Annotated in this window: 24 protein-coding genes; 12 read left to right on the top strand and 12 right to left on the bottom strand. The window is 71.1% G+C overall.

Annotated elements, in window-relative coordinates; translation table 11 throughout:
• Nucleotides 1–29: 29 nt before the first annotated feature.
• Nucleotides 30–2,639: a trehalose-phosphatase gene (gene otsB / locus O7626_RS26370; RefSeq protein WP_278063773.1), complete on the bottom strand. Its 2,610-nt coding sequence runs from the start codon at nt 2,637–2,639 to the stop codon at nt 30–32.
• The gene (locus O7626_RS26365; protein ID WP_278063772.1) at nt 2,636–4,036 is read right to left on the bottom strand and encodes a trehalose-6-phosphate synthase; all 1,401 of its coding nucleotides are present in this window, start codon (nt 4,034–4,036) and stop codon (nt 2,636–2,638) included. The genes otsB and O7626_RS26365 overlap by 4 nt, the downstream gene beginning before the upstream one ends.
• A 369-nt stretch (nt 4,037–4,405) precedes the next feature.
• Between O7626_RS26365 and ettA the strand changes: the two genes are divergently transcribed.
• The 4 genes from ettA (at nt 4,406) to O7626_RS26345 (ending at nt 8,319) form a co-directional block, all read left to right on the top strand.
• Nucleotides 4,406–6,082: an energy-dependent translational throttle protein EttA gene (gene ettA / locus O7626_RS26360; protein ID WP_278063771.1), complete on the top strand. Its 1,677-nt coding sequence runs from the start codon at nt 4,406–4,408 to the stop codon at nt 6,080–6,082.
• A gap of 154 nt (nt 6,083–6,236) precedes the next feature.
• Nucleotides 6,237–6,665 (top strand): thioesterase family protein, encoded by a 429-nt coding sequence (locus tag O7626_RS26355; protein ID WP_278066324.1) that lies wholly within the window; start codon nt 6,237–6,239, stop codon nt 6,663–6,665.
• A gap of 11 nt (nt 6,666–6,676) precedes the next feature.
• Nucleotides 6,677–7,564 (top strand): hypothetical protein, encoded by an 888-nt coding sequence (locus O7626_RS26350; protein WP_278063770.1) that lies wholly within the window; start codon nt 6,677–6,679, stop codon nt 7,562–7,564.
• 131 nt (nt 7,565–7,695) lie between these two features.
• Nucleotides 7,696–8,319: a YbjN domain-containing protein gene (locus tag O7626_RS26345; RefSeq protein WP_278063769.1), complete on the top strand. Its 624-nt coding sequence runs from the start codon at nt 7,696–7,698 to the stop codon at nt 8,317–8,319.
• A 95-nt stretch (nt 8,320–8,414) separates the two neighbouring features.
• On the opposite strand, the gene O7626_RS26340 is transcribed toward O7626_RS26345, so the two are convergent.
• The 3 genes from O7626_RS26340 to O7626_RS26330 form a co-directional block, all read right to left on the bottom strand.
• Entirely contained in the window at nt 8,415–8,846 is a 432-nt protein-coding gene (locus O7626_RS26340; RefSeq protein WP_278063768.1) for a globin, read from the bottom strand.
• A gap of 220 nt (nt 8,847–9,066) precedes the next feature.
• The gene (locus tag O7626_RS26335) at nt 9,067–10,443 is read right to left on the bottom strand and encodes an MFS transporter (protein ID WP_278063767.1); all 1,377 of its coding nucleotides are present in this window, start codon (nt 10,441–10,443) and stop codon (nt 9,067–9,069) included.
• A 397-nt stretch (nt 10,444–10,840) separates the two neighbouring features.
• Nucleotides 10,841–11,875 (bottom strand): mechanosensitive ion channel family protein, encoded by a 1,035-nt coding sequence (locus tag O7626_RS26330; RefSeq protein WP_278066323.1) that lies wholly within the window; start codon nt 11,873–11,875, stop codon nt 10,841–10,843.
• 370 nt (nt 11,876–12,245) lie between these two features.
• On the opposite strand from O7626_RS26330, the gene O7626_RS26325 reads away from it, so the two are divergent.
• Nucleotides 12,246–12,779, top strand: a complete 534-nt coding sequence (locus O7626_RS26325; RefSeq protein WP_278063766.1) for an HNH endonuclease — start codon at nt 12,246–12,248, stop codon at nt 12,777–12,779.
• A 20-nt stretch (nt 12,780–12,799) separates the two neighbouring features.
• Here the strand turns inward: O7626_RS26325 and O7626_RS26320 are convergent, their stop codons facing one another.
• The 3 genes from O7626_RS26320 to O7626_RS26310 form a co-directional block, all read right to left on the bottom strand.
• Complete coding sequence (locus O7626_RS26320; protein ID WP_278063765.1) at nt 12,800–13,633, bottom strand: class F sortase; 834 nt, start codon at nt 13,631–13,633, stop codon at nt 12,800–12,802.
• Between the two features lie 14 nt (nt 13,634–13,647).
• A complete protein-coding gene (locus tag O7626_RS26315) occupies nt 13,648–14,169 on the bottom strand; it encodes a hypothetical protein (RefSeq protein ID WP_278063764.1) in 522 nt (173 codons plus the stop codon).
• Between the two features lie 150 nt (nt 14,170–14,319).
• Complete coding sequence (locus O7626_RS26310) at nt 14,320–14,772, bottom strand: Lrp/AsnC family transcriptional regulator (RefSeq protein WP_278063763.1); 453 nt, start codon at nt 14,770–14,772, stop codon at nt 14,320–14,322.
• Nucleotides 14,773–14,988: 216 nt separating this feature from the next.
• Here O7626_RS26310 and O7626_RS26305 point away from each other — a divergent pair, with 216 nt between their 5' ends.
• The 6 genes from O7626_RS26305 (at nt 14,989) to O7626_RS26280 (ending at nt 18,830) form a co-directional block, all read left to right on the top strand.
• The gene (locus O7626_RS26305; protein ID WP_278066322.1) at nt 14,989–15,882 is read left to right on the top strand and encodes a tryptophan 2,3-dioxygenase family protein; all 894 of its coding nucleotides are present in this window, start codon (nt 14,989–14,991) and stop codon (nt 15,880–15,882) included.
• An 82-nt stretch (nt 15,883–15,964) separates the two neighbouring features.
• Nucleotides 15,965–17,248 (top strand): kynureninase, encoded by a 1,284-nt coding sequence (gene kynU / locus O7626_RS26300; RefSeq protein ID WP_278063762.1) that lies wholly within the window; start codon nt 15,965–15,967, stop codon nt 17,246–17,248.
• Nucleotides 17,249–17,426: 178 nt separating this feature from the next.
• A complete protein-coding gene (locus O7626_RS26295; protein WP_278066321.1) occupies nt 17,427–17,705 on the top strand; it encodes a hypothetical protein in 279 nt (92 codons plus the stop codon).
• Between the two features lie 4 nt (nt 17,706–17,709).
• A complete protein-coding gene (locus O7626_RS26290; protein WP_278066320.1) occupies nt 17,710–18,135 on the top strand; it encodes a DUF5130 family protein in 426 nt (141 codons plus the stop codon).
• 162 nt (nt 18,136–18,297) lie between these two features.
• On the top strand, nt 18,298–18,525 hold the full coding sequence (locus O7626_RS26285; protein WP_278063761.1) for a hypothetical protein: 228 nt from the start codon (nt 18,298–18,300) through the stop codon (nt 18,523–18,525).
• Nucleotides 18,522–18,830 carry a hypothetical protein gene (locus O7626_RS26280; RefSeq protein WP_278063760.1) on the top strand — a complete coding sequence of 103 codons (309 nt, stop codon included), beginning with the start codon at nt 18,522–18,524 and terminating at the stop codon, nt 18,828–18,830. Before O7626_RS26285 ends, O7626_RS26280 begins: the two co-directional genes overlap by 4 nt.
• A gap of 54 nt (nt 18,831–18,884) precedes the next feature.
• Here O7626_RS26280 and O7626_RS26275 read toward each other — a convergent pair whose 3' ends face one another.
• The 4 genes from O7626_RS26275 to O7626_RS26260 all read right to left on the bottom strand — a co-directional run bounded on the left by O7626_RS26275 (nt 18,885) and on the right by O7626_RS26260 (nt 21,270).
• Nucleotides 18,885–19,451 (bottom strand): Uma2 family endonuclease, encoded by a 567-nt coding sequence (locus O7626_RS26275; protein WP_278063759.1) that lies wholly within the window; start codon nt 19,449–19,451, stop codon nt 18,885–18,887.
• A gap of 389 nt (nt 19,452–19,840) precedes the next feature.
• A complete protein-coding gene (locus O7626_RS26270; protein WP_278063758.1) occupies nt 19,841–20,395 on the bottom strand; it encodes a GNAT family protein in 555 nt (184 codons plus the stop codon).
• Between the two features lie 255 nt (nt 20,396–20,650).
• Nucleotides 20,651–20,848 (bottom strand): hypothetical protein, encoded by a 198-nt coding sequence (locus O7626_RS26265; protein WP_278063757.1) that lies wholly within the window; start codon nt 20,846–20,848, stop codon nt 20,651–20,653.
• 89 nt (nt 20,849–20,937) lie between these two features.
• The gene (locus O7626_RS26260; protein ID WP_278063756.1) at nt 20,938–21,270 is read right to left on the bottom strand and encodes a hypothetical protein; all 333 of its coding nucleotides are present in this window, start codon (nt 21,268–21,270) and stop codon (nt 20,938–20,940) included.
• A gap of 56 nt (nt 21,271–21,326) precedes the next feature.
• Between O7626_RS26260 and O7626_RS26255 the strand changes: the two genes are divergently transcribed.
• Complete coding sequence (locus O7626_RS26255) at nt 21,327–21,689, top strand: cyclic-phosphate processing receiver domain-containing protein (protein ID WP_278063755.1); 363 nt, start codon at nt 21,327–21,329, stop codon at nt 21,687–21,689.
• The last annotated feature ends 218 nt before the right edge of the window (nt 21,690–21,907 follow it).

Raw genomic sequence — 21,907 nt, 5'->3', positions numbered from 1 at the left:
TCGTGCCCAGCGGGCAGGGCGGGGCAGGGTCAGTGTTTGAGCATGTTGTCCAGCAGGAGGGCGCAGCGGATCAGGCCGAGGTGGCTGTACGCCTGCGGGTGGTTGCCCAGCCCACGCTCGGAGATCGGGTCGTACTGCTCGGGCAGCAGCCCGGTCGGGCCGGCGGTGTCCACCATCTGCGTGAACAGCTCCTCGGCGTCGGACCGCCGGCCGGTACGCAGGTACGCCTCGATCAGCCAGGCGGTGCAGATGTGGAAGCCGCCCTCTCGGCCCGGCAGCCCGTCGTCCCAGCGGTAGCGGTAGACGACCGGGCCGCTGCGCAGGTCGGCCTCGACCTTCAGCACGGTGGCCAGGAACCGGGGATCGTCGTTGGGCAGCAGCCCCGACAGGCCGATCCAGAGCGAGGAGGCGTCCATCTCCTCGTCGCCGTACGCCACCGTGTAGGCGCCGGCGCCGGCGTGCCAGCCGAACTCCAGCACGTTGTGCCCGATCCGGTCGCGCAGTTCGACCCACTCCGGCCGGTCGCCGTCGCCGTGCCGCCGGACGACGTGCAGCGCCCGGTCCACGGTCATCCAGCACATCACCTTGGAGTAGACGTGGTGCCGGGGCGGCAGGCGGGCCTCCCAGAGCCCGTGGTCGGGCTCGTGCCAGCGCCGGGCGACCGCCTCGACCATGTTCTCCAGCACCCGCCACTCGGTGTCCCGCACCTCGCCGCGCAGGTCGGCGACCGCCGCCAGCAGGTCGGCGACCGGCCCGAAGACGTCGAGCTGGAGCTGGTGGTTGGCGAGGTTGCCGACCCGGACGGGCCGGGAGCCGGCGTACCCGGGCAGGGTGTCGATGACCGCCTCGGCGCCGAGTTCGTAGCCGTCGACGGTGTAGAGCGGGTGCAGCCGCTCGGGGTGCCCGCCGGTGCGCTCGACGCAGCCGTCCACCCAGCGCAGGAAGCCTTCCGCCTCGGTGAGTGAGCCGAGGTCGACCAGGGCTCGGGCGGTCATCGCGGCGTCGCGCAGCCAGCAGTACCGGTAGTCCCAGTTGCGGACCCCGCCCAGCTCCTCGGGCAGCGAGGTGGTGGCGGCGGCCAGGATCGAGCCGCTGGCCTCGTGCACCAGGCCGCGCAGGGTGAGCGCGCTCCGCCCGACCAGGTCGCGGGCGGAGTTGGGCAGCCGCAGCCCGCTGACCCAGTCCCGCCACGGCTGCTCGGCCACCGCCTGCCGCTCGTGCACCGGCACCCGGTGGTGTTCCAGGCTGTGCGAGCCGAACCGCAGCTCGCAGGTGATCTGGCCACCGGCGGCGGCCAGGTCGACGACGGCCCGGGCGGTCTCGTACCCGCCGTCGTTGTTGATCCGCCACTCGACGCCGGGGGAGTAGAGCGCGATCGGCTCGTTGGAGCCGAGCACCAGCAGCCCGTCGCCGAGCGGCTGGAGCTGCACCGCGACCTGGCCGAACTCGGGTCGGGGGGCGAAGTCCAGCCGGACCCGGCCGGCGCCGCTGAGCACCCGGACCAGGGTCGAGTCGCCGCTGATCACCGCCGAGCCGGTGGGCACGTCGTCGGCGGACGGCCGGTCCAGCCAGTCGGTGACGGTCAGCCCGGACCAGCGGGTCTCGACGGTCATCGTGCCGGTCCGGTAGCGCTGGCCGAGCGGCAGGCCGCCGCGTTCCGGGGCGATGCTGAAGTAGCCGGCCGGGTTGCCGCCGACCAGGTCGGCGAAGATCGCCGGAGAGTCGGGCTTGGGGTGGCAGAGCCAGCTCAGGCTCGCCTCGGGGGTGACGAGTGCGACGGTACGTCCGTTGGCCAGCATCGAGTGCCGCTCGATCGGTACGGCCCGCTCGCCGAAGAGCCAGTTGCGGCGTACCTCCAGCACCAGCGCCAGTACCCGGGCGGCGTCGACGGGTTGGTCGATCCGGAAGGCGGCCCGGGTCTCGCCCGGGCCGATCTTGATCCCGACGTCCGGCCCGTGCAGCTTGGCGAAGGCGTTCTCGTCGGTGACGTCGTCGCCGAGGAAGAGGGCGGCGCTGGCCGAGAGCTGGGTGCGGAGCTGTTCGAGCGCGGTCCCCTTGTCGGTGGGGATCACCGACAGCTCGATCACTTCCTTGCCCCGGGTGACCGTGACGTCCGGCCAGCCGGCGGGACCGGCGTCCACCGCCGCGACGACCTCGGCGGCCACCTCGGGGTCGGCGCCCCGGGTGTGTACGGCGACGCTGGCCGGCTTGGTCTCCAGGCGTACCCGGGCCCGGCCGGCGACGATCTGGCGCAGCTCGTTGCGCAGCCGGGTGCGTACCTCGATCAGCTCGGGGGAGAGCCGTTCGACGAAACCGATGTCGAACTCGGAGCCGTGGCTGCCCACCAGGTGCACCTCGCTGGGCAGCCGGGAGAGGGTGGCCAGGTCGCGCAGGGCCCGGCCGGAGACCACGGCGACGGTGGTCTGCGGCAGGGCGGCCAGCGCGCGTACCGCGGCGACCGACTCGGGCAGCGGCACGGCCTTGGTCGGGTCCTCCACGATCGGCGCGAGTGTGCCGTCGTAGTCGCAGGCGACCAGGAGCTGTGGCACCCGGGCTATCCGGCCGATCGCGGACCGCAGCTCGGGGTCGATCGAGTCGAGGGTGCGGGGACCCTCGTCGAGTAGGGAGCCGGACTTCACTCGTCCTCCGTCTCGGGTACGCCCAACTCGTTGAGGAAGGACCGGGCCCAGTGTCCGACGTCGTGGGTACGCAGGTGGCGCTGCATGATGCGCATGCGGCGCCGGGCCTCCACCTTGTCGACGTGCACCGCGCGCAGCAGCGCGTCCTTGACGCCGTCCGGGTCGTGCGGGTTACAGAGGAATGCCTGGCGCAGCTCGGTGGCGGCGCCGGCAAACTCACTGAGCACGAGTGCACCGCCCGAGTCGGCGCGCGTTGCTACGTACTCCTTGGCCACCAGATTCATTCCGTCTCGCAGCGGGGTCACCATCATCACGTCGGCCGCGCAGTAGAGCGCGGCCAGTTCACTGCGACTGTACGACTGATGGAGGTAATGGACGGCCGGTACACCGACCCGGCCGAATTCACCATTAATTCGACCAACTTCGCGTTCCACCTTGACCCGGAGTGCCTGGTAGTGCTCCACCCGTTCCCGACTTGGCGTGGCAACCTGCACCATAACCGCGTCGGGAACTGTCAACTTTCCGTCAGAGAGCAACTCGCGGAACGCCTTGAGTCGAAGCTCGATCCCCTTGGTGTAGTCGAGCCGGTCCACCCCGAGGATCACCGTCTTCGGGTCGCCCAGCTCGGTGCGGATCTGCTTGGCCCGGGCCTGCACGGCCGGGTCGGCGGCCATCCGCTCCATCTCGGCGACGTCGATCGAGATGGGGAACGCGCCGGCCTTGACGCTCCGCCCGTCCACCTTGATCATCTGGCCCTCGTAGCGGAGCCCGAGCAGGTGCCGGGCCAGCCGGACGAAGTTCTGCGCCGCCAGTCGTTGCTGGAAGCCGACCAGGTCGGCGCCGAGCAGCCCGCGCAACACCTCGGCGCGCAGCGGCATCTGCATGAAGAGTTCGATCGGCGGAAACGGGATGTGCAGGAAGAAACCGATCCGCAGGTCGGGACGGAGTTCGCGGAGCATCGCCGGCACCAGCTGGAGCTGGTAGTCCTGCACCCAGACCGTCGCGCCCTCGGCCGCCACCTCCGCCGACGCCTCGGCGAACCTGGCGTTCACCAGCCGGTACGCCTCCCGCCAGCGGCGCTTGTACGCCGGGGTCTCCACCGCGTCGTGGTAGAGCGGCCAGATCGTGGCGTTGGACTGCCCCTCGTAGTAGCGTTCGAGTTCCTCGGCGCTCAGCGGCACCGGGTGCAGCCGGATCCCCTCCAGGTCGAACGGCTCCGGCGCGGCGCCCACCCCGCCGGCCCAGCCGACCCAGGTGCCCTGGTGCTGGGCGAGCACCGGATGCAGGGCGGTGACCAGTCCCCCCGGGCTGCGGCGCCACTGCCGCCCTTCGGGGGTGGTCACCTCGTCGACCGGCAGGCGATTCGCAACGACCACGAACGAGCTACGTACGGTCACAATCAGTGCACCTCCGGTGATGACGGGTGTCCACCGCTGAGCGTACTGAGCGTAGCTGCGGTGCCTAACCCCCAGTGGCACAAGTACTGCCCTGCGGGACGCGGGAAAGAACGTAAAGGTGATCATGACCACCCGGCCGGCCCCGCCGGGGTTGCGGTCGAGGTGGCCGGGGGTGGCGGTCGGGGTGGCCGGGGCGGAGGGCGATGTGGGCGGTACGCGCCGGACCTGTCAGGATTGACGGTGGCGCTTTTCGCCGCACCGCGTGGCCCGGCGCGACGCCGACAGCGCGGTCCAGAGCAAGCCCGACGTCGTGGTGGGTCGATCACACGACATCCGGGGACATCACATCCGTGGGAGGTAGGCCGCACCGTGGCCCAGTACATCTACGTCCTGGAGAAGGCGCGCAAGGCGCACGGCGACAAGGTCGTGCTGGACAACGTGACGCTGAGCTTCCTGCCGGGAGCCAAGATCGGTGTGGTCGGTCCGAACGGCGCCGGCAAGTCCAGCCTGCTCAAGATCATGGCGGGTCTGGATCGGCCGAGCAACGGCGAGGCCCGGCTGATGCCCGGTTACAGTGTCGGGCTGCTCGCCCAGGAGCCGCCGCTCAACGAGGCCAAGACCGTGCTCGGCAACATCGAGGAGGCGGTCGCCGAGACCAAGGCCAAGCTGGAGCGGTTCAACAAGATTGCCGAGCAGATGGCCACCGACTACTCCGACGAGCTGATGACCGAGATGGGCCAGCTCCAGGAGGAGCTGGACCACGCGGACGCCTGGGACGTCGACTCCAAGCTCGAACTGGCGATGGACGCGCTGCGCTGCCCGCCGCCGGACGCCGACGTCACCCAGCTCTCCGGCGGCGAGCGGCGCCGGGTCGCCCTCTGCAAGCTGCTGCTGGAGGCGCCCGACCTGCTGCTGCTGGACGAGCCGACAAACCACCTGGACGCGGAGAGCGTGCAGTGGCTGGAGCAGCACCTCGCCAAGTACGCCGGCACCGTCATGGCGATCACCCACGACCGGTACTTCCTCGACAACGTGGCGGGCTGGATCCTCGAACTGGACCGCGGCCGGGCCGCCGGCTACGAGGGCAACTACTCCACCTACCTGGAGAAGAAGGCCGCCCGGCTGGCCGTCGAGGGGCGCCGCGACGCCAAGATGAAGAAGCGGCTCAGCGAGGAACTGGAGTGGGTCCGGTCCAACGCCAAGGCCCGGCAGACCAAGTCCAAGGCCCGGCTGGACCGCTACGAGGAGATGGCGAACGAGGCCGAGAAGACCCGGAAGCTGGACTTCGAGGAGATCCAGATCCCGCCGGGCCCCCGGCTGGGCAACACGGTGATCGAGGCGCACAGCCTGCGCAAGGCGTTCGGCGACCGGGTGCTGATCGACAACCTCAGCTTCTCGCTGCCCCGCAACGGCATCGTCGGCATCATCGGCCCGAACGGCGTCGGCAAGACCACCCTGTTCAAGACCATCGTCGGGCTGGAGCAGCCGACCGCCGGCTCGGTCAAGGTCGGTGACACGGTCAAGCTGTCGTACGTCGACCAGAACCGGGAGGGGCTGGCCGGCGACAAGACCGTCTGGGAGGTGGTCTCGGACGGGCTGGACCACCTGATGGTGGGCAAGGTCGAGATGCCCTCCCGGGCGTACGTGGCGGCCTTCGGGTTCAAGGGCCCGGACCAGCAGAAGCCGACGAAGGTGCTCTCCGGCGGCGAGCGCAACCGGCTCAACCTGGCGCTGACCCTCAAGATCGGCGGCAACGTCATCCTGCTCGACGAGCCGACGAACGACCTGGACGTGGAGACCCTCTCCTCGTTGGAGAACGCGCTGCTGGAGTTCCCCGGCTGTGCCGTGGTCATCTCGCACGACCGGATGTTCCTGGACCGGGTGGCGACGCACATCCTCGCCTGGGAGGGCACCGACGAGGACCCGTCGCGGTGGTTCTGGTTCGAGGGCAACTTCGAGGCGTACGAGAAGAACAAGGTCGACCGGCTCGGCGCGGAGGCGGCCCGGCCGCACCGGGTCACCTACCGCAAGCTCACCCGTGACTAGTCAGGTCGGCCTCGGACCGGCCCAGCCGACAGCGGTCGGGTCGGCCTCGGCTGCGGCCGGGTCCGACTCGGCACCCGTCGAGGCCGACTCGGCGGCGCTCGGGGCCGGTCCGGCGGAGCGGCCGGGCGGGCGGCGGTTCGGCTACGACTGCACGTTGCGCTGGTCCGACCTGGACGCCTACGGGCACGTCAACAACGCCCGCTTCCTCACCCTCTACGAGGAGGCCCGGGTGGCGATGATGTTCGCCGGGGCGAGCGCCCAGGGGATCAGCTCGTTCGCCGACGGTGTGGTGATCTACCGGCACGAGATCGACTACCTGCGCCCGGTCGGGTACACCCTGGACGGGGCGACGAGCGAACGCGCCCCGACGGTACGCATCGAGATGTGGGTCGAGGACCTGCGGCAGTCCCGGTTCACCATCGCGTACGAACTGTTCGACCGTACGGTGCTGGCCGGCCGGGCCCGGTCGGTGCTGGTGCCGTTCGACCTGGCGCAGCAGCGTCCCCGCCGGCTGACCGAGCCGGAGCAGGAGTTCCTCGGGCACTATCTGATCGAGCCGGCGGCCCGACGCCGGCCGGCGTAGGGAGTAAGTCGATGCCCGCTGCGGAGAAGCCGGTCCGGATCACCGACCGGGGTGACCCCACGGGCGACGCGACGGTGGCGCCCGAGCATGGGCCCGGGCGTGGTCACGAGCACGGGCACGAGCATGAGCACGGGCACGGGCACGGGCACGGGCACGGGCTCTCCGGGTTGCCGGACGCCGGTGCCTTCCTGGCCCGGTTGACCCGGTTCGACCCGGGCGCTGTGGTCCGGCTGCGCTCCGGGGCGCCCGGAGCGACCGCCGGGGCGCCGGCCCGGACGGTGCTGTGGGCACGGCTGCCCTGGGGCGTACTGGTGGGCCGGGTGGTCGCCGGTTCCGGTCCCGGTGACGCCACCGTCTCCGCCGCCGAGCTGCTGACCGAACTTGCCCGGGGCGGTGTCGAGTTGCCCCGACGCCGGGACGCCGACTGGCGGTGGCCGGTGCCAGGTGGGCCCGGCAGCGTGGTGGAGACGATCGCCGGTGCCGAGCTGCGCCGGATCGCGGTCGCGGCCGCGGACACCCTGCGCGACGCGGCGTCCGTTGGCGTCGCCGGCCGTGCCGTGGGCCAGCGGGCGGTCCGGGACGCGCTGCTCGACCACGTGGCCGTGGTGGTGACCGGCCCACCGCCGGCCGTCGATCCGAAGGGGACCGACCCGGGCTCCGCCGCACCGGCCGGCCTCGATCCGGTACGCGGCGGCAGTCGGATCGAGATTTCTCAACGGCTGGTTCAGGCCATCGTCCGGATGGGCTTTCTCGGTTCCGCCGGCCCGGCCGGGCGGGACGCCGTACAGGTGCGGATCATGGGCCGATGGGTCGGCCTGGCTGCACCATTCGGAGTGGCATGGTCACAGAAAGTCAGTCAGCTTGCGATAAAACCAGCACGTGATCACCCGAACGGATGAGGAGACATGGCCCATCCGTCCCGGGGCTGTAGTTGGGGGGGTGCTTCGAGCCGGCTGTACGGGTACCGTCGGGCCTCGGGTCCAACGCAACGTAGGCACGTGGATCCGCTGGGGAGTGAGGTGCGCAAGCGATGCCGTGGTGGTCATGGCGCCCCGGCCACGCCGGTGGCGGCGAGCCGGGAACTCGAAGCAGGATCTCGTCGGACGGTGCCGTCCGGGTCGGGCCACCGGCGCCTCGGGAGCCGGAACACGACTGCCGGACCGAATCCGAAGCCAGGCCCGGTAGTCGGGACTTCCGGCCCGGGGACCGGGCCTCGATCCGGGACATCCCCCCGGTGATCGCGCCGGTGACGCTACGCCGGGTCGGGGACGCCCTGGACCTGCTCGACGTGCGTTATCTCGCCGACGGCGACGGCAGCCTGCTGGCCATGTGGGAGCGGCACGCCGTGCTGTTCGCCCTGGAGGGGCCGGACGACGAGATCCTCGTGATGCGGGCCCGTCCACACTCCACAGTCCCGCCGGACTGGGCCGACCGGGCCTACCGGGTGGTCAACGAGTGGAACCACACCCGCCGGTTCTGCAAGGCGTACGTCGGCGACCCCACCGAACGGGGCCAGTTGCCCATCTACGCCGAGTTGCAGGTGCCGCTGAGCGCCGGTGCGCACGACGCCCTGCTGGTCGAGATGCTCGACTGCGGAGCGGCCGTGGCGACCACCTTCGTCGACTGGCTGCACGACGAGGGCGCCCTGCTCTAGCGACCACTGCGCTCCAGCGACCGGCCTGCTCCAGCAACCGGCCTGTCCTGGTGAGCGGCCTGTTCCAGTGGTCGCGCGGCAGCAGAGCCGCTCGGTCAGTGCGTCGGGCCGGGGGTCTCGTCCATGGTGTTGACCATGAAGTAGGCGGCCCGTTCGAGGTACTGCCACAGGGTCTCGTCCTGCTCCGGCGACAGCTCCAGCCGGTCCACGGCCCGGCGCATGTGCCGCAGCCAGGCGTCCCGCTCGACCGGCCCGACCCGGAACGGTGCGTGCCGCATCCGGAGCCGAGGATGCCCGCGCTGCGTGGAGTAGGTGCTCGGGCCGCCCCAGTACTGGATCAGGAAGAGGGTGAGCCGCTCCGCCGCCGGGCCGAGGTCCGCCTCCGGGTACATCGGCCGGAGCACCGGGTCGGTGGCGACGCCCGCGTAGAACTCGTCGACAAGCTTCCGGAAGGTCGGTTCGCCGCCGATCTCGGCGTAGAAGGTCGGCGCCGGGCGGGCCTGCTCTCGCTCACCTGCGGGATTCACCGTTCCATCCTGCCATCCGGCTGGGCGCTCGACCCCAGCCGGAGCCGCAGTCGGGGTGCGGGCTGGCTCACACCGCACCGCACCGCCGGCTCGGACCGCGCGCGGCAATGCTGGCTCAGGCCGCGTCGGATCGCGGCGGTGCTGGCTCAGGCCGCGTCGGATCGCGGCGGTGCTGGCTCAGGATCGGTTCGGTGCCGGCTCAGATTGCGGCGGTGGGGGCTCAGACCGCGCCGATGCCGGCCTCGGAGGAGGGCGGCCGGGGGTTGGGCGGTGAGGTGTCCGCCGGGCGCTGTTGCGGTCGGCGCGGCTCGGCTGCGGCCTCCCGCTCGGCGGAGCGGCGCTCTGCCTCCGCGATCGCCGCGTCGAACCGCTCGGACTGTGGCCAGCGCAGCGCCAGCAGCAGCATCAGCAGCACTCCGGCGGCGCTCCACACGCCGACCACCCGGGGGATGCTGAACCGGTCGGCCAGCAGGCCGGTGGTGAGGACCGCCACCCCCTGCATCACCTGCACGCCGGTGTTCATCACGCCGTTCGCCCGGGCCCGGTAGCCGTGCGGCAGGGCCAGCACGAAGAGCCCGTTGGTCACCGGGATCAATCCGGCGACCGCGAAGCCGGCGACGGCGGCCAGCAGCGCGACCACCACCGGCGGCGGGTTGAACAGGGCGGGCACCAGGGCCAGCGGGGCGAGTACCGCGAACGGCCGCACCAGGCTTCGACGCAGGTCCGGCCGGAGGCCCCGGCCGACCACCAGGCCGCCGAGGATGAAGCCGACGGGTGCGGCGATCATGATCAGTGCCTGGATGGCGCTCCGGTCGGCGCCCGACCCGGCGAACTTGGTGGCCCAGGCCGCGGCCAGCCCTTCCGGCACGATCGCGAAGAGCATCGCGCAGAACACCAGGACGGCGATCGCCCGCAGCACCGGGGTGCCGAAGACCAGGCTGAAGCCGGCGGCGGTCTCCCGGAGCAGGTGCCGCCGGCCCTGCTCCGGCGGGACGGCGGGCCGGTGCCGGACGCCGAACCAGATGACCGCCGCGGAGATCCCGAAGGTGGCGGCGTTGAGCAGCAGGGCCAGGGCCGGGCTGTAGAGCGCGATGCCGGCCCCGACGGCGTAGCCGAAGACCTGGGCCGCCTGTCCCGTGCTGCCGTGTAGGGAGAGCGCGACGACCAGCCGGTCTCCCCGGAGCAGCAGCGGCAGCATCGCGGACCGGGCCGCCTGACTGGGCGGATTCGCCAGGGTCGCCGCGAAGAGCAGGGCCAGGATCACCGGGGTGTCCAGGCCGTCGATGGCGATGAGGGCGTAGAGCGGCATCCGGACGAGGTCGCAGATCACCATCACCGTCCGGTACGGGTACCGGTCGGCGAGGGTGGTCAGTAGCGGGCCGCCGATCAACCACGGTAGGTAACTGGTGGCGAAGGCGGCGGCGGAGAGGGCGACCGACTCGCTCTGCTGGTAGACCAGCAACGTCACGGCGGCCTTGGCGAGATAGTCGCCGGTCCAGGTCAGTACGGTAGCCGCGAAGACCGCCCGGTATTCACGCTGGGCGAACACCTCCCGAAAGGTTGCCGGCCGCTCGGAAGTGTGTGTCTCATCGGACACCGGTGGGCCTCCATCGTTCTCGACCGCTGACCAAATGTGATGGGGCTGCCGGGAACGTTAGACGTTCGGATCAGCGAGGTCTTCGTTACGCTCCGGGAGGGAGCTAGTTCTGGATTCTGCCCGATCGTATGACGACTGGCTAGGGCGAACGGATAGATCGTCGCATCTCCGACTGGTCGAACGGACGATACCCGACCGCCCGCACGGTACGCGACCCCTGCCAGGCGGCCCTTGATCCAAACCGTCCGGCGTACCCACGGCCACCCTCCGGAGTGGTCGAGGCCGGCGCGTGCCGGCGCTGCCCGGCCCGCACGGCAGGCGGCGACCGGGCGTACGTCGTCGATCCGGTCCCACCGGCCACCCGGTACGCCCGGGCAGGTCAGACAGGTCGGACAGGTCAGGTCGCTCCACCCTGGCCGGTGCCCCCGTCGCCCGGCGGGGTCGACGGCCGGGGGAACATCCGGGTAGCCGCGATGTCGGCGGTGATCCCCGAGTTCTCCAGCGCCTCGGCCAACCGGCGGCGCAGCTCCCGGGTCACCGGGAACTGCCCCTCGGCGGTGGTCTTGGCGACCGTGCGGATCACCGAACCGTCCACGGTGATCTGCTCGACCCCGATCACCTCGGGCGGCTCCACCAGCTCCGGGGCCAGCTCCGGGTCGACCGCGACCGAGGCGGCGGCGGTCCGGAGCACCGCCATGGCCTCCTCGGTGCGGGCGAAGCCGATCGGCATGTCGAGCACGACCATCGCCCAGCCCTGGCTCTTGTTCCCGACTCGGATGATCTCGCCGTTGCGGATGTACCAGACCACTCCGCGGGCGTCCCGCACGGTGGTGATCCGCAGGCCGACCGCCTCGACCACCCCGGTCGCCTCGCCGAGGTCCACCGTGTCGCCGACCCCGTACTGGTCCTCCAGCAGCATGAAGAGCCCGGCCAGCAGGTCCTTGACCAGCGTCTGGGCGCCGAACCCGAGGGCCAGGCCGGCGATTCCGGCACTGGCCAGCAGCGGGGCCAGGTCGAAGCTGAGTTCGCTGAGGATCTGTAGTGCGGCGATCGCGAAGACCACCGCCGTGGTCATGCTGCGCAGTACCGAACCGATCGCCTCGGCCCGCTGCCGGCGCCGTTCGGGTACGACGGCGTTGGGGTCGGGCGCGGCGCTGGGCATGCGCTCGCGCAGCGGCCGGAGTACGGCGGGGATCCGGCTCTCCGAGGTGCTCCGGACCAGCCGGTTGATGGTGCGGTGCAGCAGGAAGCGGGCCAGCACCGCCAGCAGCAGGATCAGCGCGATCGTGGCCGGCTTGATCAAGAGGTAGGTGCTGCCCTCGGCGAACCACACCGAGCCGGTCACGTCCCAGACCAGTTTGCAGCCGGCATCGTTCAGGCAGCTCGGGTCGGGCTTCGGTGTCTCGGGCGGCGGCGTCTCGGCCTGCGGCATCCCGAGCACGGCGGCGGTGATCAGCGTCGCGGGGGTCACGGATGTCTTCGTACCGTACCGACCCGGGCCGGCTGCCGCCGACCCGCCGGCTCGTGGCGGACCCCGCCCCGGCGGCCGGCGCCGGCAGGGGCGAACGGACGGAACCGGTCATCTTGCCACGGGACGTGAGAGCTTTCTTCGGGACCCCCGATTAGTACGTGCAATCAGGCCGGCTATCGGGGACTATTGGCGCACGGACGCCGGTGATCTGCCGGCGTCGGCCGTGGTCGTGGCGGCCGGTCGGTGCGTGCTGCCCGACGGGCGCCGGAGCGGGGCCGGCACCAGGCGGGGCGAGGGAGCGGACGGGGAAACAACCGAGAGGGTGAGCGCGATGCCTGACATACGACCCACGGTGGGCTCCGGAGCGTTGGTGCTCAATGCCACCTATGAGCCGCTGTGTGTCGTTTCAGTGCGTCGGGCCGCCATCCTGGTCCTCTCCGCCAAGGCCGTCTGCGTGGCCGACGGGGAGGGGATCCTGCACAGCGCCCGCAACTCCCTGCCGGTGCCGTCGGTGGTCCGGCTGACCAGGTTCGTCCGGGTGCCCTACCGCACCCACGTCGGGCTCTCCCGCCGGGCCATCTTCGCCCGGGACAGCTGGCGCTGCGTCTACTGCCGGGGGCCGGCCGAGACCATCGACCACGTCTTTCCGCGCAGCCGGGGCGGCCGGCACGCCTGGGAGAACGTCGTGGCGGCCTGCGCCAGGTGCAACCACACCAAGGGCGACAAGACCCCGGCCGAGCTGGGCTGGCGACTGCACTCGCTGCCGACCGCGCCGAAGGGCATCGCCTGGCGGGTCCTCGGGCACCGCGCCCCGGACCCGCGCTGGGCGGACTGGCTCGACCTGCGCGAGGCCGAGGCGGCCTGAGGCCCGGCGACCGGCTCGGCTCAGGTGTGTCGGGCCGAGACCAGGGAGGCGAAGACGATCACGTTGTCGGCGTACCCGGTGGAGCCGCCGACCCAGCGGCCACCACAGGTGATCAGCCGCAGCGACGGCCGGCTGAAGTCGCCGTAGACCCGATCCACCGGCAGCTCCGACTTGTTGAACCGCTTGACCGAGTTCACCTCGAAGACCGCCACCGACTCGTCCTCCCGGTCGATCTCGATCTTGGAGCCGGGGCGCAGCCCGGCCAGGTCGTGGAAGACCGCCGGCCCGGTCCGGGTGTCGACGTGCCCGACGATCACCGCCGGCCCGTACTGGCCGGGGGTCGGGCTCCGGCTGTACCAGCCGGCCTCGTCGCGCCGGTCCGACGCCGGCACCTCGATGGTGCCGTCCGCCGCGACGCCGACCGGGTGCACCGGCGCGGTCAAACCCAGCGACCGGATGCCGATCCCGACCGGCGGGCTCGACTCCAGCACCGGGAACTTCCGGGGCGGCGGCGGGGCGCCGAACGGCAGCCCGCTGGGCAGCAGGGTGATCCCGGTGACGCTCTGCACCCCGAAGACCGTGACAAGCAGGCCGAGCAGCAGGGTGATCACCGGTACCGGTCCGGGGCGGCGGAGGCGGCCGGCCCGGCCCAGCCGGCGGGGCGGCCGGGGCGGCGCCGGGTCCAGGGTGCCCGGCGGGGTGCCGTCGGTCGGATCCGGGCTGGTGATGCTCGCCGCGGTGGCCTGCCGGGCGAGCCGGGCCGCGCGGCGCCGCCACCGTTCGGTACCCGCCCACCACCGACCGGTCCGGCCCCGCCACGTGCCCTCGCGCTCGCCCGTGGGGAAGCGGAACATGGCCGACCCGTGGCTCAGCCACCCGGTTCGGTACGCCGGCGCCGGCCGGCCAGCCCGAACCCGACGGCGAGCACGACGATGCCGACCCCACCGGCGATCATCAGCGTGCCGCCCGTGCTGCCGGCCGTACCGCCGCCACCGGTGGCCGGACCCTGGCTGCCCTGGCTCATGTTCACCACGGTCAGCGTGGTGGTGGCGTTGTTGCCGGCCTGCTGGCAGCTCAGGTTGACCGCGTACGCCCCGGGTGCCTTGCTGCCCGGGATCGTCACCGAGGCGGTGAGGAAGCCGTTGTCCGGGCGTACGATCACCCGGCCGAAGGCGTCCGAGTGCACCGTCGCCTGCTGGTTGTTCGCCCCGTCGCAGCTCGCCCGGATGTTGACCCGGCTACCCGCCTGGGCGGTGTTCGGGGTGACCTCCACGAAGGTGTTCGGTCCGGCGCGTACCGCTGTCACGTTCCCGAACAGCGGTCCGGGGACAAGCGCGGCGACGGTGACGCCGGCGGCGATCGTACGGCCGACGACCTTGGCAGACAGCATGACTTCCCTCCCCGGCGGTGCATCCGGCTCGGTCGGACACCCGTACGCCTCGGACGCTGCGCGGGTGCGCGACCGTCGTCACCGGGTGTCTTCCCACCGACCCGGCGCACACACGCCCGGGAAGCCGCCGACAGCGGGTGAAAGCACTGGTCAGCCGCTTGGGGTGGGCGGGACGGGCAGCACCGGATGCCAGTGCAGCGGGCTGGAGAGCACCATCGTGCTCGACGGCTGCCCGTACGGGGCCAGACGGTCGATGACCTGCTCGAACGCCTCGATCGACTCGGCGGCGACCTTGAGCATGCTGCACGCGTCACCGGTGATCCGGTGGATCTCCAGGATCTCCGGCCACTTCGGCACCTCCGGGTCCCGGAGGATGCAGCGCGCCCCGTAACAGGACATCCGGATCATCGCGACCACGTTCCGGCCGGCCCGGGTCAGGTCGACGTGCGCGTGGTAGCCGGTCACCACGCCGGACTCCTCCAGCCGGCGGACCCGTTCGGCGACGGCCGGCGGGGAGAGGTGCACCCGGCGGGAGAGTTCGCTGAACGAGAGCCGGGCGTCGGCCTGGAGTTCGCGCAGCAGCGCCCAGTCCATGTCGTCCATCAGCTCACTCTCCGTAACGTGGGTGTCGACCTCTGGATCGACCTTCCAAACGTTAAGCCATCTCGACGGCGAACCCCACAACCGCTGGATCTGCGCTCGTACCGCCGTTGGTCCGGCATTCCGTCGGACGGCGGGCCGGCGAGATCATGTCGGTATCGACGTCACGGAACGGAACGGACGGAAGACGTCACGGAACGGAGGCGGGCAGTGGAGAGCATCCAGCGGCAGCGGCGACCCGGCCGACCCCGGGTACGCCCGCTGACCGCCGCGCAGCGGGCCGCGCGGGCGGCGGCGAACGGTGGCGAGCCGACCCTGGAGCCGGGCGGGCGGACGCCGTACGACGCTTACGTGCACGCCAGCACCCTGCACCGGCTCCAGCAGCCGCTGAGCCAGGATCCCGGCGAGATGTCGTTCCTGATGGTCAGCCAGATCATGGAGCTGTACTTCGGGCTCACCTGCTTCGAGCTGCGCGAGGCGCGCCGGTTGCTGCGTACCGACGACCTCTGGGGTGCGCTCGCGCCGCTGCACCGGGCCGTGCTGCACCTGGAGGGGCTGAACGCGGCCTGGCGGGGACTGCGTTGGATGACCCCGGCGGACTTCAACCGGTTCCGCAACCTGCTCGGCGAGGGCTCCGGCTTCCAGTCCGCGATGTACCGGCAGTTGGAGTTCCTGCTCGGGCTGAAGTCCGCCACCCTGGTCCGGCCGTTCCACCGGCAACCGGAGGTGCACGCCGAACTGCTCGAGGCGCTCGGCGCGCCGAGCCTCTGGGACGAGGTTACCGCCCTGCTGGCCCGCCGGGGCTTCCCGCTGCCGGACGCGCTGCTGCACCGCGACTTCTCCACCGAGACGGAGCCGAGCGAAGAGCTGGCCGCCGCCTGGGTGGAGATCTACGCCGACACCGGACCCGACAACCACCTGCGGCAACTGGGTGAGACCCTGGTCGAGATCGCCGAGCAGTTCGACGACTGGCGGCACCAGCACCTCAAGGCCGTACGCCGGACGATGGGTGCCAAGGTCGGCACCGGAGGATCGGCCGGCGCGGCCTGGCTGCGCCGGAGCATGGCCCGGGAGGTCTTCCCCGAACTCTGGGCCGCCCGAACCGACATGTGACCGCCCGATCTGGGGCTGCCCGACACGCGACTGCCCGAGACGTGATCTCCCGACAAGTGACCTCGCAAGGAGAGACGAGCGGATGACCACCCCCGACCAGGCGGAGGCGGCGGCCCGGCGCCGCGACGAGGCCGACCCCGGGCACCGGCACCTCTTCCACGTGCCCCCGGCCGAGGGTGGCCGGCACGCCCAGGCCGCCTACCTGGTCGGCAACTCCCTCGGGTTGCAGCCCCGGGCCGCCCGCGCCGACGTCGACGCCGAACTGGAGACCTGGGCGACCCGGGGCGTCTCCGGCCACTTCACCGGCGAGCGGCCCTGGGTGCCGTCGTACCGGTCGCTGACCGGGCCGAGCGCGTCACTGGTCGGCGCGTCGCCGGCCGAGACCGTGGTGATGAACTCCCTCACCGTCAACCTGCACCTGCTGATGGTCTCGTTCTACCGGCCGACCGCCGGGCGGGACCGGATCCTGATCGAGGACAGCGCCTTCCCGTCCGACAGCTACGCGGTGCGCAGCCAGGCCCGGCACCACGGCCTGGACCCGGACGAGGTCGTCGTCCGGCTGCGCCCACGCCCCGGCGAGGAGAACCTGCGCACCGAGGACGTGCTCGACCACCTCGACCGGGAGGGGCACCGGGTCGCGCTGGTGCTGTTCGGCGGGGTCAACTACCTCACCGGCGAGCTGATGGACATCCCGGAGATCACCCGGGCGGCGCACCGGGCCGGCGCCCTGGTCGGCTGGGACCTCGCGCACGCGGCCGGCAACGTACCGCTGGCCCTGCACGACTGGGACGTGGACTTCGCCGCCTGGTGCACCTACAAGTACCTGAACTCGGGGCCGGGGTCGCTGGCCGGGGCGTTCGTGCACGAGCGGCACCTCGGCGACCCGGCGGTCGACCGGTTCGAGGGCTGGTGGGGCACGGACGAGACGACCCGGTTCGAGATGGCCCCGGTCTCCCGGCCACCGGCCACCGTGGAGGCGTGGTTGATCTCCAACCCGCCGGTGCTGGCGATGGCCCCGATGCGCAGCGCCCTGGCCATCTTCGAAGAGGTCGGCATGCCGGCGCTGAGGGCCCGCAGCGAGCGGTTGACCGGGTACCTCGAAGAACTGCTCGACCGGATCATCCCCGGCCGGCCGCTGCGCGTGCTCACCCCGCGCGACCCGGCCCGGCGCGGCTGCCAGCTCTCCGTCCGGATCGGCCGGGGCGGGGCCGCCGCACTTACCGAACGGCTGTCCCGGGAGTACGGGGTGGTCGTCGACGACCGCGAACCGGATGTGATCCGGCTCGCCCCGGTCCCGCTCTACTCGACGTACCACGACTGCTGGCGGGCGGCCGACGCGCTGGCCCGGCTCGTCGAGCAGGCCTGACCCGGCCGTCCGCCACCGGTGGCCCGGCGACGGGATCGGTACCCCGAGATCTGCTGGGCAGCGGTTTCCGATACCGTGAACGACGACCGGATCGGTCGGGTGGCTGGTCACCCGGCCCGGCCCGGCCCGATGATCCCGTTTTCGCCTGGGGGCGTTGAGGTTGTCTGTTTCCGACACGTTGCTGGTCTTCGTTGCCATCCCGGCCGCCGCGGTGCTCGTGATCACCGTGCTTGCCCGGGCCGGCAAGAGCGGCCGTAACGCCCGGCGTTACCGCCCGGGGCGGCCCTTCGAGTTCACGCCGGTCTGGTTCCTCTCCTCGCCCGAGCACCTGACCGAGTCCGGCCGGACCGCGCTGCCGGCCGGCACGGGGGCCCGGGCGTTGACCGGCGGCGAGACCGAGACCATCAGCGCGCCGAAGCGCGCCGGCGTGACAGGGGGCGCAAGTGACCGCTGGTAAGGACGTGGCGACGACCGAACGGCCCGAGGCCGAGGTCGGGCCGAGCACCACCGACCGGCCGAACGTGCTGGACGGGCCGTTCACCACCCGCCAGTTGCTCCGGATCGACGAGGCGCTGCGGATCGCCGACGAGTCCACCGGACTGGTCTTCACCGTCTACGTCGGCCCGCTCACCGAACCGGTACGCGAGCACGCCCAGCGCCTGCTCACGGAGCTGACCGACCCGGCCCGTGCCGTGCTGCTGGCGCTCTCGCCGAACCAGCGGGTGCTGGAGATCGTCACCGGTGCGGAGGCGCGCAAGCGCGTCCCGGACCGGGACGCCAAGCTCGCCGCGCTGTCCATGGTGGCCGCCTTCGGCGGCGGCGACCTGGCCGGCGGCATCGTCAGCGGCCTGGACCAGCTCGCCACCCGGGCCGGCCGCTCCGCCTGACGCGGTCGCATCCGTCCGATCCAGCCGTCGTCGGGCGGGCGGAAGGCCGGGTGGCCAGGGAAGCCAGACGAAAATCGCGGACGGCGTACGTCCGGCATCGAGTCGGGCAATTTAGGGTTCGTCCATGCCTGGCGCAGGTGGGACGACCGGTAGGATAAATGTATGGCGAAAGAGAAGATTTCAGCGACGGTCGATACCCTGGTCCTGGCCCTAGCCGACGCTGACGCCTCTGAGCTGGGGTTAAATCGCTCGGAGCTGATCGAACGGGCGTTGCGCAACGAACATCTCCGGCTCGCTCTGGCCGGCTACACCGCCCGGACAGTGCCGGCGCTCAACATCGATGCCTACGCCGCGCAGGTCTACGCGGCCAACCGGGAATCCGGCCTGTGATCCGACCGGGAGACGTCGCGCCACGCCTGGACACCCGCACCGAGTTGATGGTGGTCGTGCTCTCCAACTCGATGCACCTGCAGGCCCAGACCGGGCGGGTGATCTGTTGCCCGTACGTGCCCGGCGCTCCCACCGAGGACGCTATGCCCCTGGTCGTCGCGGTCACCGAGCCGTCCGGCACGCTCCTGCCGGAGCTGGTCCAGTGGCTCCCTGTGTCGGCTCTGGGCGAGCCGTTGGGTAATGTCGGCCCGGCGGCGCTTGGCCAGACCAGCGCCATCGTCACCGCTCTGATCAGCGGCCAGTAGGGTCCAGCGGCGTCTGCCGACCCGGTTCGGGTCGGGCCAGGCGGGTCGGGCGCCTCAGAGCAGCCAACTTCCCGGGGCGACCTGTATCGGAAACGGCAGCTCGACCAGTTCCGTGCCGGTCGGTGGGACCGAGCGGAGCAGCTCGTAGTGGCCGGCGGGAGCCCGCAGGTAGAGGTGGGCCACCGGGCCCCGCTCGGCGGTCTGCTCGATCCGCCAGTACGACTCGATGCCGGCCTCGGCGTAGAGGCCCAGCTTGGTGAACCGGTCGTGCCGGCGACTGCTCGGCGACTCCACCTCGACCACCAGCGCGACGTCCTCCGGCTCGGCCCACATCCCGGCCGACGGAGCGCTCGGTCGGAGCACGGTGATGTCCGGGATGGCGTTGCCGCCGGGCACCCGCAGACCGATCTCGCGGATCACCCGCCACTTCGGTGGGGTGGCGGCGCGTAGCGCGGCGCGGATCTCGTCGGCCAGCTCGTGATGCTGGAAGTCGGCCGGAGGGGTCACGTGGAGGCTCCCGTCGATGATCTCGTAGCGGTGCCCGTCCGCCGGCAGCGTGCGCAGATCGTCCTCGGTCCACCCCTGCTCGGGCGGATGCCACTGGTACTGCGGTTGGGCCATCGAATCCACCTCCATCCCGAAGCCTAACGGCCGGGGACGCTCCGTGGTCGCCGCGACGGGTGGCAGCTAGCCCCAAGTACATCTGCGACTCGTACCCGCGTAGCCGCAACCGTGAGTACCTCGTCCTGGTTGTTCCACCACGTGGCGGGCTCACCGAATCTTTCGACGATTCCGCCGCAGAGCGTCCAGAAGCTCCTGTGGGTCTGGGAAACTGCGTCGCTGTTCGTGTGGTGGGGCGGACGACAAAGCCACCCGCGTCGGACATCCGCTCTTCGGTACGAGCGTATGTTCGACAGCTGGACGATGGACGTACGGACAGTGACGGGGCACCGGTGTCCAGCGCGCACGGTCGGCGGCAGATCCGGAGGTTGCCCGAGCGCTCCTCAGGGTTACTGCTCGGCGTCGGGAAAGGTGACCTGGAACAGCAGGTGGTCCTGCCATCGGCCGGCGATCTTGAGGTACTCCGGTGCTCGGCCGTATTGTACGAAGCCGTTCTTGATCAGAACCCGCTGGGACGCTTCGTTGTCAACCAGGGTTTCCGCCTGGAGTCGATGCAGGCCAAGTTGGTCAGAGGCGGTCCGCTTGGCGGCAGCCACCGCTGCGGAGGCAAATCCCTGACCATTGCGGTCCTGAGAGATCCAGTAGCCGATGCTCGCGGACTGGAACGCCCCTCGAATGATGCTGCTGATGTTCAGCGTGCCGACGAGATCTCCGGTCCTGTCGACTATGACCATCGGCAGCGCGGTGCCGTTCTCCGCCGCTTGGAGGCTCGCGAGGGCGGCGTGCTCCTGTCCCTCGTCTGTGAAGTGCTCCTCCGGGCGCAGCGGACTCGCCGGCGCCAGGAATTCTCGGTTGGCCCGGGTGAGTTGGGCGAGTGCCGGAATGTCCTTGCGCTCCAAGGGACGCAGGAGCGAGCGAGCCGCTGTGAGCGCTTCCACCACCATGCCACCTCAACCTGTTCTACACGTGCGTTCACGATGCATGATGCCAAGGGGACTTCCAGTTCCCTAATTCGGCGTGATCGGATGCACTCACTTCGGCATGATCGGACGCCGCGCCAGCCGTACGCCGCCACGCTCCGTGACCCGCGCACAGCCCGCCGCCACGCGTGTTCCGCAGCACATGCGTGCGACCCATGGGTGGCTGGCATGAGGAATGCGAACCTGGCCTTCGGCGAAGTCCACAGCCGTTCGCCTAGCCTACGGCTGGTCCGACGCCTTGCGAACCCAGAGCCAAGCGCCAACCAGGGCGCACGCCGCGCCCGCGATCGTGATCGCCGACTTCGCCACGCCGGAGAGATCGTCCAAGATCGGGAAGGTGCGCGACGCAGCCAGAGCCACGAATGCGATCAGCAGCAGGACGACGGCAAGAACTCGTCGTGGAGTCAGGAATGTCATCGGGCCAGACCGTATCGACCGAACGCCTACGACGCAAGCCATTGATCGGTCTTCACTGGCGCTCTTCTCGGCGAAGCTGTGAGCGCTTGCTACGTCCCGGAGGCCATGTACGCGGCGAGGATGTAGCTGGGGTGCCGGTCGAGGTTTTTGCGGGCCCGGTCGTAGCGCATGGTGGTTCGCGGGTCGGTGTGGCGGGCGCCGATCTGCACGTGCTCGTCCACGGCCCGGTCGATGCCTCGGGCCACTGCGGGTGGCAGTGGTACGAGGACGACCTTGCCGCCCTTGCCAGTCACGCGCAGGACCGGTGGCCGTCCGTGCTCCTCGCCAAGGTCGGCGATGTTCGCCCCGCAGGCTTCGAAGATCCGCAGCCCGAGCAGGCCCAGCAGCGCGAACAGGGCGAAGTCGGCCGGGTTTGCCAGCACGCCAGGAGCGGCAAATCCGGATGTGCATCACGATGCTGCCAAGGCATCATCATCCTGTGGATGCCCGCCAAACGATCGTCTTGGTCGATGACCTTCGTTCGTTCGTGGATGGCCGTGGTGCCCAGGTGGCCCGTACCAGCGCAGCCGGGGTTGAATTCCTCGAGCGGTACCGGGGCCGGCGCTTGGACGAGTTGTGGCTGGACCACGATCTCGGCGGGGACGACACGATCTGGCCGGTCGTGGAGGTCCTGGAACGGGCCGCCTTCGACAGGCGCCCCTTTGACGTCGGCGTCATCAACGTGCACTCCGCCAACCCGGCCGGCGCCGCGAAGATCGCCCAGGTCTTACGGCGCTGGGGGTATCGCGTCCGCGTCGCGTCGGGTTCTGCCGACCCCGGCTATCTCGACGGTCCCGCGTGAGCTGACCGGCTCGAACGCCCCGTCCGACGGCCGCCACACTCGGACGGCGGCAGAAGCGGATGCTTCGAGGCGACTGGACTCCAACCGTTCTGCGGCTGTCGCGATGATGGCGAGGCGAGGCAGGATCGTGACCCATGTTCCTGTACCCCGATCCTGCTGCCCTCTATCCGGAGACTGCTGCCGACGGAAGCCTTGCGACCGCGTCGGGTGGGTCCTGG

Origin of the sequence: Micromonospora sp. WMMD1102 (genome assembly GCF_029626265.1) — a bacterium.
GTDB lineage: Bacteria > Actinomycetota > Actinomycetes > Mycobacteriales > Micromonosporaceae > Plantactinospora.
The sequence above is the reverse complement of the archived record's forward strand: the minus strand, read 5'-3'. Positions and strand labels throughout refer to the sequence as shown.

Excerpts from the sequence above, each read along its gene's own strand:
- O7626_RS26350 (WP_278063770.1), top strand. The coding sequence starts at position 6,677 with ATGCCCGCTGCGGAGAAGCCGGTCCGGATCACCGACCGGGGTGACCCC.
- O7626_RS26345 (WP_278063769.1), top strand. The coding sequence starts at position 7,696 with ATGCCGTGGTGGTCATGGCGCCCCGGCCACGCCGGTGGCGGCGAGCCG.
- O7626_RS26330 (WP_278066323.1), bottom strand. The coding sequence starts at position 11,875 with ATGCCGCAGGCCGAGACGCCGCCGCCCGAGACACCGAAGCCCGACCCG.
- O7626_RS26325 (WP_278063766.1), top strand. The coding sequence starts at position 12,246 with ATGCCTGACATACGACCCACGGTGGGCTCCGGAGCGTTGGTGCTCAAT.
- O7626_RS26320 (WP_278063765.1), bottom strand. The coding sequence starts at position 13,633 with ATGTTCCGCTTCCCCACGGGCGAGCGCGAGGGCACGTGGCGGGGCCGG.
- O7626_RS26315 (WP_278063764.1), bottom strand. The coding sequence starts at position 14,169 with ATGCTGTCTGCCAAGGTCGTCGGCCGTACGATCGCCGCCGGCGTCACC.
- O7626_RS26310 (WP_278063763.1), bottom strand. The coding sequence starts at position 14,772 with ATGGACGACATGGACTGGGCGCTGCTGCGCGAACTCCAGGCCGACGCC.
- kynU (WP_278063762.1), top strand. The coding sequence starts at position 15,965 with ATGACCACCCCCGACCAGGCGGAGGCGGCGGCCCGGCGCCGCGACGAG.
- O7626_RS26285 (WP_278063761.1), top strand. The coding sequence starts at position 18,298 with ATGGCGAAAGAGAAGATTTCAGCGACGGTCGATACCCTGGTCCTGGCC.
- O7626_RS26275 (WP_278063759.1), bottom strand. The coding sequence starts at position 19,451 with ATGGCCCAACCGCAGTACCAGTGGCATCCGCCCGAGCAGGGGTGGACC.
- O7626_RS26270 (WP_278063758.1), bottom strand. The coding sequence starts at position 20,395 with ATGGTGGTGGAAGCGCTCACAGCGGCTCGCTCGCTCCTGCGTCCCTTG.
- O7626_RS26265 (WP_278063757.1), bottom strand. The coding sequence starts at position 20,848 with ATGACATTCCTGACTCCACGACGAGTTCTTGCCGTCGTCCTGCTGCTG.